Origin of the sequence: Sphingosinicella ginsenosidimutans, assembly GCF_007995055.1 — a bacterium.
Classification (GTDB): Bacteria; Pseudomonadota; Alphaproteobacteria; order Sphingomonadales; family Sphingomonadaceae; genus Allosphingosinicella; species Allosphingosinicella ginsenosidimutans.
The window spans coordinates 923,642-936,044 of record NZ_VOQQ01000001.1 but is presented as its reverse complement, the minus strand read 5'-3'; the positions used below and the strand labels follow the sequence as shown (position 1 = coordinate 936,044).

General features: G+C 67.9%; 13 protein-coding genes. 5 read left to right on the top strand and 8 right to left on the bottom strand.

Features of this window, described 5'->3' with window-relative positions:
* Positions 1-20 precede the first annotated feature (20 nt).
* The 3 genes from FRZ32_RS04550 (at position 21) to murA (ending at position 2,683) form a co-directional block, all read left to right on the top strand.
* Entirely contained in the window at positions 21-704 is a 684-nt protein-coding gene (locus FRZ32_RS04550) for a phasin family protein (RefSeq protein ID WP_147042401.1), read from the top strand.
* Between the two features lie 172 nt (positions 705-876).
* A complete protein-coding gene (clpS, locus tag FRZ32_RS04545) occupies positions 877-1,221 on the top strand; it encodes an ATP-dependent Clp protease adapter ClpS (RefSeq protein WP_147042400.1) in 345 nt (114 codons plus the stop codon).
* 175 nt (positions 1,222-1,396) lie between these two features.
* Positions 1,397-2,683 (top strand): UDP-N-acetylglucosamine 1-carboxyvinyltransferase, encoded by a 1,287-nt coding sequence (murA, locus tag FRZ32_RS04540; protein WP_147042399.1) that lies wholly within the window; start codon positions 1,397-1,399, stop codon positions 2,681-2,683.
* On the opposite strand, the gene FRZ32_RS15520 is transcribed toward murA, so the two are convergent.
* From FRZ32_RS15520 to FRZ32_RS04515, 5 genes are read right to left on the bottom strand one after another with little or no spacing between them, the layout of a single operon-like run.
* Positions 2,680-3,276, bottom strand: a complete 597-nt coding sequence (locus tag FRZ32_RS15520) for a YdeI/OmpD-associated family protein (protein WP_147042398.1) — start codon at positions 3,274-3,276, stop codon at positions 2,680-2,682. The genes murA and FRZ32_RS15520 overlap by 4 nt on opposite strands.
* Positions 3,273-4,028, bottom strand: a complete 756-nt coding sequence (locus FRZ32_RS04530) for a GNAT family N-acetyltransferase (protein WP_147042397.1) — start codon at positions 4,026-4,028, stop codon at positions 3,273-3,275. Before FRZ32_RS04530 ends, FRZ32_RS15520 begins: the two co-directional genes overlap by 4 nt.
* A complete protein-coding gene (locus FRZ32_RS04525; protein ID WP_243445187.1) occupies positions 4,025-5,281 on the bottom strand; it encodes a DUF445 domain-containing protein in 1,257 nt (418 codons plus the stop codon). Before FRZ32_RS04525 ends, FRZ32_RS04530 begins: the two co-directional genes overlap by 4 nt.
* A gap of 43 nt (positions 5,282-5,324) precedes the next feature.
* On the bottom strand, positions 5,325-8,393 hold the full coding sequence (locus FRZ32_RS04520) for an efflux RND transporter permease subunit (RefSeq protein ID WP_147042396.1): 3,069 nt from the start codon (positions 8,391-8,393) through the stop codon (positions 5,325-5,327).
* A 44-nt stretch (positions 8,394-8,437) separates the two neighbouring features.
* Positions 8,438-9,655, bottom strand: a complete 1,218-nt coding sequence (locus FRZ32_RS04515; RefSeq protein ID WP_147044324.1) for an efflux RND transporter periplasmic adaptor subunit — start codon at positions 9,653-9,655, stop codon at positions 8,438-8,440.
* A gap of 211 nt (positions 9,656-9,866) precedes the next feature.
* Here FRZ32_RS04515 and FRZ32_RS04510 point away from each other — a divergent pair, with 211 nt between their 5' ends.
* On the top strand, positions 9,867-10,136 hold the full coding sequence (locus FRZ32_RS04510; protein ID WP_147042395.1) for a GlsB/YeaQ/YmgE family stress response membrane protein: 270 nt from the start codon (positions 9,867-9,869) through the stop codon (positions 10,134-10,136).
* 13 nt (positions 10,137-10,149) lie between these two features.
* Here the strand turns inward: FRZ32_RS04510 and FRZ32_RS04505 are convergent, their stop codons facing one another.
* From FRZ32_RS04505 to FRZ32_RS04495, 3 genes are all read right to left on the bottom strand, one after another.
* Positions 10,150-10,407, bottom strand: a complete 258-nt coding sequence (locus tag FRZ32_RS04505) for a GlsB/YeaQ/YmgE family stress response membrane protein (protein ID WP_147042394.1) — start codon at positions 10,405-10,407, stop codon at positions 10,150-10,152.
* Positions 10,408-10,520: 113 nt separating this feature from the next.
* Positions 10,521-10,820, bottom strand: a complete 300-nt coding sequence (gene sciP / locus FRZ32_RS04500) for a CtrA inhibitor SciP (RefSeq protein ID WP_147042393.1) — start codon at positions 10,818-10,820, stop codon at positions 10,521-10,523.
* 110 nt (positions 10,821-10,930) lie between these two features.
* Positions 10,931-11,203: a hypothetical protein gene (locus tag FRZ32_RS04495; protein ID WP_158635830.1), complete on the bottom strand. Its 273-nt coding sequence runs from the start codon at positions 11,201-11,203 to the stop codon at positions 10,931-10,933.
* Positions 11,204-11,296: 93 nt separating this feature from the next.
* On the opposite strand from FRZ32_RS04495, the gene mnmA reads away from it, so the two are divergent.
* Entirely contained in the window at positions 11,297-12,403 is a 1,107-nt protein-coding gene (gene mnmA, locus FRZ32_RS04490; protein WP_147042391.1) for a tRNA 2-thiouridine(34) synthase MnmA, read from the top strand.

The following is a 12,403-nucleotide window of genomic DNA, read 5'->3' as shown; positions in this document are numbered from 1 at the left end:
TGCCGCCGCGAGGCGCGCCGATGGCGCTCTTGTTGCACTGCACAAATTCTGCTTGCAATCCGCATCGGTCGCGCCTATTTGCTGCACTGCAACATTGGAGTTTCGCCATGTCGGAGCCAAAAGCCGCCGTTCCAGGTGCCAAGACCGGAGCCGCGAAGCCGGCCCCCGCAGCGGCGGTTGCGCAGCAGATCGAGCCGCCGGCCACGGCCGGCGCGGATCAGGTGATTCAGGAAATTCAAGGAGCAGTTGAAATGGCCACCAAGACCAACACCGCGTCGGCGTTCAACGCCGATCAGATCAAGAATGCCTTTGGCGACGTCAGCGAGCGCGCCAAGGCCGCTTTCGAAAAGGGCAGCAAGCTCGTCGAGGAATTCGCCGACCTGACCCGCGGCAATGTCGAGGCGCTCGTCGCGTCCTCGAAGGTCGCAGCCAAGGGCGCCGAGACGCTGAGCCAGGACGCCGCGGAATATGGCCGCAAGAGCTTCGAGGAAGCCTCGGCCGCGCTTCGCAACTTCTCGGAAGTGAAGTCGCCCGCCGACTTCTTCAAGCTGCAGGGCGACTATGCCCGTAGCGCCTTCGACGCCGCGGTCGCCGAGACGGCCCGCGTCAGCGAGGCGATGCTGAAGATTGCCGGCGAGGTCGCCGAGCCGATCACCAGCCGCTACGCGGTCGCCGCCGAGCGCGTGAAGACGCTCGCGGCCTGATATTTTGCGGACGGGCCGGTCGCCCGTTCGCCTGTCGGACAAGGCGGCTCGTCGGCGACGGCGGGCCGCCTTTGCGTATCTGCGCCGGGCCGGGCGGTCCGCCCTACCCGTCGGCCGCTCGCCTCTTGCGGCGCGCCCGGCCCTTGCCATATTTATCGCGGACATGGACGAAATGGTGAGACCAATTCACGCGGGCGATGCGGATCGTGGCGACGGGGGCGATACCGGCCTCGGCGTCGCCACCAAGACCCGCACGCGAACCCGCACCCCGTCGCCGTACAAGGTGCTGATGCTGAACGACGATTACACGCCGATGGAGTTCGTCGTTCAGGTGCTCCAGTCCTTCTTCAAGATGAACATCGAGGATGCGACGCGGGTGATGCTCCATGTCCACCAGCGTGGCGTCGGCGTGTGCGGCATCTTCCCCTATGAAGTGGCCGAGACCAAGGTCGCGCAGGTGATCGATTTCGCGCGGCAGAATCAGCACCCGCTGCAGTGCACGCTCGAAAAGGCGTGATGCTCTACTTCTGGCCCTTCCTATGAGCGCAGCTCATCGGGAGGGGGACCATGCGAAGCATGGTGGGGGCTCTCCGCGCCGAAACCCCTCCACCGGTCTTCGAGCGGTCCGCCTCCCCATCGCCTTCGGCGACAGGGAGGATTGCCTGGCCCACGGAACCTCCTAAGAACCAACCATGGACAAGATCCTCATTCGCGGCGGCACGCCGCTGAACGGCCGCATCCCCATCTCCGGCGCGAAGAATGCGGCGTTGACGCTGATGCCCTGCGCCTTGCTGACCGACGAGATCCTGGAGCTGCAGAACCTGCCGCGCCTCGCCGACGTCGACAGCTTCATGCACCTTTTGAACCAGCTCGGCGTGTCGACGATGGTGAAGGGGGCGAAGACCGATTCGGTGGCCGGCCGGGTGATGACGATGAAGGCCGCGAACCTCGTCTCCACGGTCGCGCCCTATGACATGGTCCGCAAGATGCGCGCCTCGATCCTGGTGCTCGGCCCGATCCTCGCGCGGGCGGGCGAGGCGACGGTGTCGCTGCCCGGCGGATGCGCGATCGGCAACCGGCCGATCGATCTTCATTTGAAGGCGCTCCAGGCGCTCGGCGCGGAGATCGAGCTCGCTGCGGGCTACGTGAAGGCGACGGCACCGAAGGGCGGCCTTGTCGGCGGCACGATCAGCTTCCCCGTCGTCTCGGTCGGCGCGACCGAAAATGCGTTGATGGCCGCGGTGCTCGCGAAGGGTACGACCGTCATCGAAAATGCGGCGCGCGAGCCGGAGATTACCGATCTCGCCATGTGCCTCAACGCCATGGGCGCCCGGATCACCGGCCTCAGGAGCGACACGCTGACGATCGAGGGGGTCGAGAAGCTGCACGGCGCGACCTATCGGGTCATGCCCGACCGGATCGAGGCGGGGAGCTATGCCTGCGCGGCGATGATCACCGGTGGTTCGCTCGAGCTGGTCGGCGCCGACGGCGATTCGATGCACGCCATCCTGGCCGGCCTGCGCGACGCCGGCGGCACGGTCGAGCAGCTGGGCGACGGAATCAGGGTGACGGCCAATGGCGCAACGAAGCCGTTGTCGCTGTCGACCGCGCCCTTTCCAGCCTTTCCGACCGACATGCAGGCGCAGTTCATGGCGATGCTCGCGCTCGCCGACGGCACCAGCCTGCTCACCGAGACGATCTTCGAAAATCGCTACATGCATGTGCCGGAGCTCAGCCGGATGGGCGCCGATATCGAGGTTCGCGGCCGGTCCGCGGTGGTGCGCGGGGTCGATCATCTGGTCGGCGCGCCGGTGATGGCGACCGATCTTCGCGCCTCGATGAGCCTGGTGCTCGCCGGCCTCGCAGCGCGCGGCGAGACCCAGGTCAACCGCGTCTACCATCTCGATCGCGGCTATGAGCGCCTTGAGGAGAAATTGAGCGCCGTCGGGGCCGATATCGAGCGCGTCGGCGACGGCTAGCGCTTCGGGTGCAGCGTCTCGCCGCGGGCGCACATTGCGACGAACTTCTCGATTCGCGCCGCCCGGGTCTCCGGCTTCTTCGCGTCCTGGATGCGATAGAGGATCGCGTAGCGATTGGCGCCGGTCAGCGTTTCGAAGAAAGCGCGTGCCGCGGGCTCGGCCGCAAGGGCGGCGGCGAGATCGTCGGGGACCTCCGCATTGCCCTGCGATTCATAGGCCCGGTCCCAGCGACCATCGGCCCTGGCCGCGTCGATCGCAGCGCGGCCCGTCGGCGCCATTCGGCCCTGGGCGATCAGCTCGATCGCGCGCCTGCAATTCTTCGCCGACCATTTGCTGCGCCGCGTGCGCGGTGTGAAGCGAATCAGCCACCAATGCTCATCGAAGGGATGAATCTGGCCGTCGATCCAACCGTGGATCAGTGCGCCATCGATCGCCTCAGTCTTGGTGACCGAAGGCCGGCCGGCGGATTTTTTGGCGAGCTTGAGCCAGAGACCGGGCGACGTCGGTGGCTGGCCGGCAAGCCAGGCCTCCCACGATTCCGCGTCCGCGAAGGTGCGGATCGGCAGGCCGTTCCGCTCGGCCGCGTCGGTCAAGCCACCGCCTTTGCGAAGCGGTAGCTCGTGCGCTCATAGCCGAGCCGTTCGTAGAAGGCGTGGGCGCGGCTTCGCTTCACATTGCTCGTGACCTCGACAAGGCCGCAGCCCGCCCGGGCGAACCAGGCCTCGGCCGCGGCGACCAGGTCCGTGCCGATGCCGGCGCCACGCTGCTCTTCACTCACCACCAGCATCGAGATGCGGCCGACGGGGCGGGGGCGGTGAAGGACCTCCATCATGCTGAGCGTGAGGCAGCCGACGACCGCCTCCCCGAGCGTCGCGACGAGCGTCGGCCGCCCTGCGTTGCGCAGCCTGGCGAGCCGGCGACGGACGTCGGCTTCGGTGACCTCATAGCCGAGCGCGGCGATGAGGCCGGCGAGCGCAGCGCTGTCCTTCGGCCTCGCCTCCCGAATCGCGCGCTTTGGCGCGGGCGCCGGCTTGGCCTTGGCCTTGGGCTTGGGTTTGGGCGCGGCTTCCGGCTCCGCCTCGCGCCGCGTTCTGCGGCCGGGCGGAACGGCGCGGATCGAGCCCTTCCAGCTCGCGGCTGCGCCACCGCGAAGGAATGTCTCGATATCCTCGGGCGTCGCCGTCAGGCCGCGCTTGCCGAAACCGAACAGCGCCTTGCCCGTCGCCGCGTCCTTGAGGCCGAAACGCCCATAATCCTTGCGGCCAGGCGTTCGGACTCGCGACTTGACGAGCGTGCAGCCACGGTTGCGCGCCATCTCGCGAAGCGATTCATCGTCCGGGCTCATGCCAGCAGCTCGACGCTGTGGATGGCGAGGCCGACGAGGCCGCCGACCAGCGTGCCGTTGATCCGGATATATTGGAGATCGCGGCCGACGGCATTTTCAAGTCGCGCCGTCACCGTCCCCGTATCCCAGCCGCGGACCGTTTCCGACACGAGCTTGACGATGCCGTCGCCATAGGAAGCGGCGATCCCGGCTGCGGCGCGGCGGGCGAACTGGTTGATGGCCGACTTGAGCCGCGGTTCGGTCTGCAGCGTTTCCCCAAGCTGGCGCAACGCATCGCCGAACTTGCCGGCGAGCGCGGCGTCGGGATCGCGCGCGCTCCTGAGCAGGCTGGCGCGGCTCTTCTCCCACAGGCCACCGAGCCAATCGCCGACGGCCTTGTTCCCGATCATCTCGTTCTTCCACTCCTCGACGCGCGCGCGCGTGTCGGGATCGTCGCGAAGATTGATTGCGAGCCGGGCCAGCCCCTCCTCGGCCTTGGCGCGCAGCGGGTGATCGGGATCGATCGCCATGTCGATGGTGAGCTTGCGAAGCCCCTCCATGATCGCATCGGCAAGCCGTTCGTCGAGCCCCGCCATCCTGAGGATCCAGCCCGCGCGCTGATGGACCATCTTGCGGATCAGGTCTTCGTTCGCGTCGAGCGTGCGCCCCGTCCAGGTGACGATCGCGTCGACCATCGGAACGTGGCGATCCTCGGTCATCGCGGCCTCGAGCGTCTGGCCGAGCAATGGCGCGATTTCGACGCTGAGCATCCGCGCGACCACTGCGCCCTTCACCATCCCGCCGAGCTGTTCCTCGTCCAGCGCCTCGAGAATGTCGGCGAGCAATCGGGATGCGCCCTCGCGAAGCCGCCCTTCGCCGGCCGGGCGGGAGAGGAAGCGGCCGATCGCGCCGGCGACGTCGAGGCCCTGCATCCGTCGCGCGATGACGGCCGGCGTCAGGAAGTTGGTCCGCAGGAATGCGGCGAGCGTGTCGCCGATGCGGTCCTTGTTGCGGGGGATGATCGCCGTGTGCGGGATCGGCAGGCCGAGCGGATGGCGGAACAGCGCCGTCACCGCGAACCAGTCGGCGATGCCGCCGACCAGGCCCGCTTCGGCGAAGGCGCGGACGAAGCCCCAGGCCGGATGGGCGTCGATGAAATAGCTCGCCAAGGCGAACAAGCCGGCACAGGCGACCAGCATCGACGTCGCGAAGGCGCGCATCCCCCGCCCGCCATTGCCGGCGGGACGGGGGGAGGGAACCGTGCGCGCGCTCATGCCGGATCAATAGCCGGCGCGCGCGCAGGTTCAAAATCCGCGGCTATTCCGCCGGCTGGAGCGCGGGAAGCTCGGCGTGAGCGCCCCCGGTGGTGAACCATTTGCGAAGCTTCGGCCCGAGCCTTTGTTCGACCCCGAGCGCCAGGCTGAACGTGCCCGGGACGAGGACGAGGGTGAGGAGCGTCGACAACAGCAGGCCGCCGATCACCGTGAGGCCCATCGGCGCGGTCCACGCCGAGTCCCCCGAAAGCGAGGCGGCGGTCGGGATCATGCCGGCGGTCATGGCGACGGTGGTCATCACGATCGGCTGGGCCCGCTTGTGCCCGGCGTCCATGATCGCGGTGAACTTGTCGACGCCCTTCTCCATCTCCTCGAGCGCGAAATCGATCAGCAGGATCGAGTTCTTCGCGACGATGCCGAGCAGCATCAGCAGGCCGATATAGACCGGCAGCGAGATCGGCCATCCGGCGATCCACAGCGCGAGCAGGCCGCCCAGGGGCGCGAGCAGGAGGGAGCCCATGTTCACGAACGGCGGCAGGAAGCGGCGGTAGAGCAGCACCAGCACCGCGAACACCAGGAAGATGCCAGACAGCACCGCGATGATGAAGCTCTGGATCAGCTCGCCCTGCCACTTGGCTTCGCCCAGGACGAGTTCCTGAACGCCCGGCGGCAGGTGCTGCATGATCGGCAGCTGGCGAATCTTCTCGCGGGCCTGGCTGGTGACCGCGCCCGGCGCCAGATCGGCACCGATCGTGATCTGGCGCATCTGGTTGGTGCGATCGATCTGGCTCGGGCCCGAGCCGAAGCCGATATCCGCCACCACATGGAGCGGCACCGATCCGCCGGTCGCGGTCTGGACCGGGAGGTTGCGGATGGTCGCCATCTGCTGACGCGCATCCTGATCCAGCGCGCTGCGGATCGGGATCTGCCGGTCCGAAAGCGAGAATTTGGCGGTATTCTGGTCGATCTCGCCGAGCGTCGCGATGCGGATCGCGTTGCTGAGCGCGGCCGTGGTGACGCCCATCGTTGCCGCAAGGTCGAGCCGCGGCCGGATCACGATCTCAGGCGTCGGCAGGTTGCCGCTGATCCGCGGCGCGGTGAGCTCGCGGATCGAGCCCATTTGCGCGACGAGCTGGTTCGCGACCTGCTGGAGCTCTGCCGGGTCCTCGCCGCCAAGCGTGACTTCGACGTCGCGACCGCCGAATTGCGAGCGGAACGAGACGCGGGCGTCGGGAATCCGGGCCAGCCGCGGCGCCAGCGCGCGTTCGAACTCGACGCTGGTCCGGGTGCGGTCGGCCTTGAGGCGCGCGGCCACATAGGCGGTCCCGACCCGAACCCGCTGGGTGATCGAATCGACCTCGGGCTGCGTGCGCAGGATCTGCTCGACCTCCTGGGCGACACGGCCGGTCTGGGCCAGCGTCGTGCCGGGCGGCATGGTGATGTTGACGACGCTTCGTTCCGCATTGGTCTGCGGCTGGAAGGTCTGGGGCAGCATCGCCAGAAGGAATACGGTGGCGACCAGGGACAGCGTTCCGGCGACCACCGTGACCCAGCGATAGCGCAACGTCCATTGGAGGAGCGCCATGTAGCGGTCCATGAGCCAGCCTTCGCCATGGGCCTCCTGGCCCTTGGCCTTCAGGAAATAGGCCGCGATCATCGGCGTGATCAGACGCGCGACGGCGAGGCTGAGCAGCACCGAGACGACCACGGTGAAGCCGAAATTCTTGAAGAACTGGCCCGCGATGCCGGGCATCAGGCCGACCGGGAAGAAGACCGCGACGATCGACATGGTGGTCGCCAGCACGGCGAGGCCGATCTCGTCGGCCGCGTCGATCGCGGCCTGATAGGCGGTTTTGCCCATCCGCATGTGGCGCACGATATTCTCGATCTCCACGATCGCATCGTCGACGAGCACGCCGGCGACGAGGCTCAGCGCGAGCAGCGTCATCTGGTTGAGCGTGAAGCCCATCAGGCTCATGAACCAGAAGGTCGGGATCGCGGAGAGCGGGATCGCGAGCGCCGAAATGACCGTCGCCCGCCAATCGCGGAGGAAGATGAAGACGACGATGACGGCGAGCACCGCGCCCTCGACCATCGCTTCCATCGCGGCCTTGTACTGCGCCTTGGCGTAGTGAACCGAATTGTTGAGCTCGACGAAGTGGACGCGGGGATCGTTGTGCTCGATCTGCCGCAGGGCAGCGACCGCGCCGTCATAAACGGTGACGTCCGATTCGTTCTTGGCGCGCGAGAAATTGAAGCTCAGGATCTGCTGGCCATCCTGCGTCGCATAGCTGCGCTGCTCGGCATAAAGATCGCGCACGTCGGCGATGTCGGCGAGCTTGATGGAGCGGCCGCCGCCCGCGGCGATCTGGGTCTGGCTGAGCTGGTAGGCGCTCGCCGCGTTGCCGAGCACGCGCACGGTCTGCTCGCTGCCGGCGATCTCGGCGCGACCGCCGGCCGCGTTGAGGTTGGCGGCGCGCAGCTGCTGGTTCACCTGGCTCGCGGTGAGCCCGTAGGATTGCATGCGAACCGGATCGAGATTGACCCGGATCTCGCGAGTCACGCCGCCGGTCCGCTCGACCGTGGCGAGGCCCGGCACGGAGAGCAGGGCGCGCGACACGGTGTTGTCGACGTACCAGCTGAGCTGCTCCAGCGACATGCCGGTCGAGACGGCCGCAAAATTGGCGAGGTCGTTGTCGCTCGTCGTATCGGCGCGGCCGACCTGGGGCTCCAGGATGCCCTCGGGAAGGTCGCCACGGATCTGCGCGATCTGGCCGCGCATGTCCTCGACCGCGCGATCGATCGGCGTGCCGATGGCGAGCTGCACGACCGTCGTCGAGCTGCCCTCTCTGACGGTGGAGTTGATCTCCTCGACGCCCTGGATCGAGCGCGCGGCGGCCTCGATCTTCTGGGCGACCTGCGTCTCCATCTCGATCGGCGAGGCGCCGGGCTGCGAGACGTTGACCCACACGATCGGGAAATCGATGTCCGGCTGAAGCGAAACCGGCATCCGCATGAACGAGATCAGCCCGGCCAGCGTCAGGAACATGAACAGGACGATCGGGGTCACCGGGTTGCGGATCGCCCAGGAGGAGATGTTGCGAAAGCTCATGGCCTGTCACTCGCAGCGGTGGGGAACGTCATCGAAACCGCTCCCTAGTTCGCGTTGGCGCTGTTCATCACGCTCGATGCGCGCGCCAGCTCGGGCCGGACCTTCTGGCCCGGATTGAGGAAGGCGCCCGCCATCGCGACGACATGCTCGTCACCGTTGAGGCCGGTGAGGATCGCAACGCCCCGGTCGCTCACCTCGCCCAGCGTGACGTTGCGGCGCACGACGGTGCCGCTCGCATCGACGATGAAGACGAAATTGCCGTGATCGTCGCTCTGGATCGCCGATTGCGGAAGCAAGGGCGCAGTGGTCGTGCCCGCGCGAATCTGGACCGAGGCAAAGCCGCCCGGCCGAAGATCGCGATTATAGGGAATGGCGATCCGCGCCATGCCCTGCCGGGTCTGTGGATCGATGGTCGGCGACACCTGCCACACGCGGCCGGCATAGCTCTGCGTGGAGCCGACCGGCGTGACCTGCGCCGGCGTGCCGACGCTGATCCGCGCCAGATCGTCCTGCGAAAGCTGGGCGAGCAGCTCCATCTCGCCCTGGCTGGCGATCCGGAACAGGGCGGGCGAACCGGCCCCGACGACCTGGCCGGCCTCGACATTGCGGGTGAGGACGAGCCCCGCGGTCGGCGCGCGCACGTCGAGCTGGCCGATCTGTGCGCGGGTCTGGGCGAGCTGCGCCTGGGCGACGCGGACGCGCGCCGCGGCGGCGTCGCGGGCCGACCTCTTCTGATCGATCTCGGCGCGGCTGATGAAGCCGCGCGACACCAGGGCCTGGGCGCGATCGAGCTCGTTCTGCGCGAGGCTGAGATCGGCCTGCGCGACCTGGATCGAGGCCGCCTGCTGGGCCGCCTGCTGCGCCTGGACGCTGCGATCGATGACCGCGAGCACCTGGCCGGCCCGGACCCACTGGCCCGGCTCCACCAGCACGCGGACGATCTGGCCGCCGCTGCCTGGAACGCCGACCGGCATGTCGCGGCGCGCGCCGAGCGAACCGGTGGCGGTGATGACCCGATCGATCTCGCGGCGTCCCGGCGCGACGACGGTGACCGCCTGCAGGGTGTCGCCCGCCTGCGCCTGGGGCGCCGCGGCCTTTTCGCCGCGTCCGCCGAGCGCCATGACCGCAACGATGGCGACAAGGACGAGGACGATCGCCGCAATGATGATGTTGCGCCGCCGCTTGCGCCGCGCCTGCGTCTCGTCGTCGACCATGACGTCGTCGAGCGCATCGCGCCGCCACTTGGTCGTTTCGAAGTTCATCGCTTTCATCGTCCCCACTCTGCAACGCGGCAAGCCGCAGCCTGAACCAGTGCTGTATTACATGAATAAATCACTTGCGCCAAGTGAAATTAGCGGGCGTACCTCCCCCGAGGCCGCCCGCCGCGCGCCGGCCTTTACAAGCTTCCGCGTCGCTTTACCAATGCTGAATGGAAGCGGCGCCGCCCCGGGGTCGCCGGGGAGAATGTCGCCGATGACCGCCTATCTCGCGAATCACAGCTGGCTTGGATGGATTTTCGTCGGCTTTTTCGCAGGCCTGATCGCCCGCGCGCTGACCCCCGGCAAGGGGCCAAGCGGCTGCATCGTCACCGTCCTCCTGGGCGTGGGCGGGGCGATCGTCGCCGGCTACCTGGGCGAGCAGATCGGCTGGTACCGCCCCGGTCAGGCCGTCGGCTTCGTGGCCGCGGTGATCGGGGCGGTCATCATCCTTCTGGTATACCGGCTGTTCGCCGGGCGGCGCTGAGGCCGCGCGGCGCCTAGCGCAGCGAGCCGCGCCGGAACAGGTTGACGATCGCGAGGAGCACGATCGCGCCGAGCAGCGAGACCAGGAACGATTCGATGCTGAGACCAGCATTGTTGATCGTGCCGCGGTTCATGATCAGGCCGCCGATGAACGCGCCGACGATTCCCACGATGATGTTGAGAAAGATGCCCTGCTGCGCGTCGGTGCGCATGACGAGGCTTGCCAGCCAGCCAACGACGCCGCCGATGATCAGCCAGATGATGAGTCCCATGATTCCCTCCTTCACCGTTGGGGCGCGCCTGCGCCGCATACTCGGTCAAAGACGCATCAGTGGCGCGCTTTGTTCCGGGGCGGAAAGGAATCGGGGGATCGAGCCTCCTCGGCTCAGTATTTCTGCTGGCGCTCGTAGAGCGTGCGATAATGCTGGATACGCGTGACGCGAAGGCCCGGCATTCCGGAGCGATCCACCGCGCGCTGCCAGCTTGCGAATTCCTCGAGGCTGAGGCCATAGCGTTCGCATGCCTCGTCGACGCTGAGCAGTCCGCCATTGACGGCCGAGACGACCTCCGCCTTGCGGCGCACGACCCAGCGAGTCGTCGATGCCGGCGGCAGCGACTCGATGGTCAGCGGCTCGCCAAGGGGTCCGATGACCTGGGCGGGGCGGATTTTCTGGTTCTCGATCATTACTACTGCTCTCTACGCCTCACTTGCTCGCGCCTTCATGTGCACGTCCGTAGCGGCCGAGCGTTGAAGGAAGGCTGAAACGCCAAGGTAAACAACGCGGTGAAGGGGGTTTACAGGCCATTGACCCGGCGTCCCGCTTCGGCACGGCTGAAACTCCCCCGCTGCGCGGAAACCGCCCGGCGCCACCCGGGGCCGGCGAGGACGATCTCCGCGATCGAGTCTCCTTCCGCCATCGCGCCCTCCGCGGCCGCTTGTGGCAGCGGGCAACCGGCGCGAATGCTCTGCCCCGCCGCCATGGCCGCAAGCAGGATCGAATGATCCAGCGGCGCGGCGCGGCGTTCGTCGAGCATCCGTTCGGCCCGGCGGAGGAAAGCCATGTCCATGCGCGACAGGAGTAGCGAAAGAGGGTGAACGCGGGGTAAAGCCTCGGCCCCGGGGTGGCCGTGGGTCGCATCAGCCCCTATCTGGCAGGACCTATGGACGCGGATTTCCAGCTCGGCCGGCCCGCAAGGGGCGCGCGCATCGTCGTCGCCATGTCGGGCGGCGTCGACAGCTCGGTGGTGGCCGCGCTTGCCGCGAGGACGGGGGCGGAGGTGATCGGCGTCACCCTCCAGCTTTACGACCAGGGCGTCGCGGTGGAGCGGGCCAAGAGCTGCTGCGCCGGTCGCGACATCCATGATGCACGCGCCGTCGCCGAGCGGATCGGCATCGCCCACCATGTCTTCGATTATGAAAGCCGGTTCCGCACCAGCGTGATCGATCGTTTCGCCGACGATTATGCGCGCGGCCGCACCCCCGTGCCCTGCATCTCGTGCAACCAGGGGGTGAAGTTCACCGATCTTTTGCGCTTCGCCCGCGATCTCGGCGCCGATTGCCTGGCGACCGGCCATTATGTGCGGCGCGTCGCGACGACGGACGGCCCGCAGCTCCATCGCGCCGCCGATCCCGCCCGCGACCAGAGCTACTTCCTGTTCGCCACGACCCGCGAACAGCTCGAATTCCTCCGCTTCCCGCTCGGTCATTTGCCGAAGGACAGGGTGCGCGACATCGCCCGCGAAATCCGCCTGCCGGTCGCCGCCAAGCCCGACAGCCAGGATATCTGCTTCGTGCCGGACGGCGATTATGCCCGTGTCGTCGAAAAGGTCCGCCCCGATGCCGTGCGCCCCGGCGAGATCGTCGACCGCGCGGGCAAGGTGCTCGGGCGCCATCGCGGCCTCATCCACTTCACGGTGGGCCAGCGTCGCGGGCTCGAGATCGGCGGCCAGCCGGAGCCGCTCTATGTGCTGAGGCTCGAGCCGGAGAGTCAGCGCGTCGTCGTCGGGCCGAAGCGCGCGCTCGCCGTCCGCGCGGCGCGGCTTTCCGGCGTGAACTGGCTCGGCGAGGACCAGCGCGAAGGGCTCGCGGCGAAAGTCCGCTCGCTCGCCCGGCCGGCACCGGCACGATTCGACGGCGAGCGGCTGCTGTTCGAATCACCGGAATATGGTGTCGCGCCGGGGCAGGCGGCGGTGCTCTACGAGGGCACCCGCGTGCTCGGCGGCGGCTGGATCGAGGAAACCGTCGCCGCGGAGCTGGAAACCGCCTGA

What these genes read in the sequence shown, in the direction of transcription:
- FRZ32_RS04550 (WP_147042401.1), top strand. Translation starts at nt 21, where the DNA reads ATGGCGCTCTTGTTGCACTGCACAAATTCTGCTTGCAATCCGCATCGG.
- clpS (WP_147042400.1), top strand. Translation starts at nt 877, where the DNA reads ATGGTGAGACCAATTCACGCGGGCGATGCGGATCGTGGCGACGGGGGC.
- murA (WP_147042399.1), top strand. Translation starts at nt 1,397, where the DNA reads ATGGACAAGATCCTCATTCGCGGCGGCACGCCGCTGAACGGCCGCATC.
- FRZ32_RS04530 (WP_147042397.1), bottom strand. Translation starts at nt 4,028, where the DNA reads ATGAGCCCGGACGATGAATCGCTTCGCGAGATGGCGCGCAACCGTGGC.
- FRZ32_RS04525 (WP_243445187.1), bottom strand. Translation starts at nt 5,281, where the DNA reads ATGAGCGCGCGCACGGTTCCCTCCCCCCGTCCCGCCGGCAATGGCGGG.
- FRZ32_RS04520 (WP_147042396.1), bottom strand. Translation starts at nt 8,393, where the DNA reads ATGAGCTTTCGCAACATCTCCTCCTGGGCGATCCGCAACCCGGTGACC.
- FRZ32_RS04515 (WP_147044324.1), bottom strand. Translation starts at nt 9,655, where the DNA reads ATGAACTTCGAAACGACCAAGTGGCGGCGCGATGCGCTCGACGACGTC.
- FRZ32_RS04510 (WP_147042395.1), top strand. Translation starts at nt 9,867, where the DNA reads ATGACCGCCTATCTCGCGAATCACAGCTGGCTTGGATGGATTTTCGTC.
- FRZ32_RS04505 (WP_147042394.1), bottom strand. Translation starts at nt 10,407, where the DNA reads ATGGGACTCATCATCTGGCTGATCATCGGCGGCGTCGTTGGCTGGCTG.
- sciP (WP_147042393.1), bottom strand. Translation starts at nt 10,820, where the DNA reads ATGATCGAGAACCAGAAAATCCGCCCCGCCCAGGTCATCGGACCCCTT.
- FRZ32_RS04495 (WP_158635830.1), bottom strand. Translation starts at nt 11,203, where the DNA reads ATGGACATGGCTTTCCTCCGCCGGGCCGAACGGATGCTCGACGAACGC.
- mnmA (WP_147042391.1), top strand. Translation starts at nt 11,297, where the DNA reads ATGGACGCGGATTTCCAGCTCGGCCGGCCCGCAAGGGGCGCGCGCATC.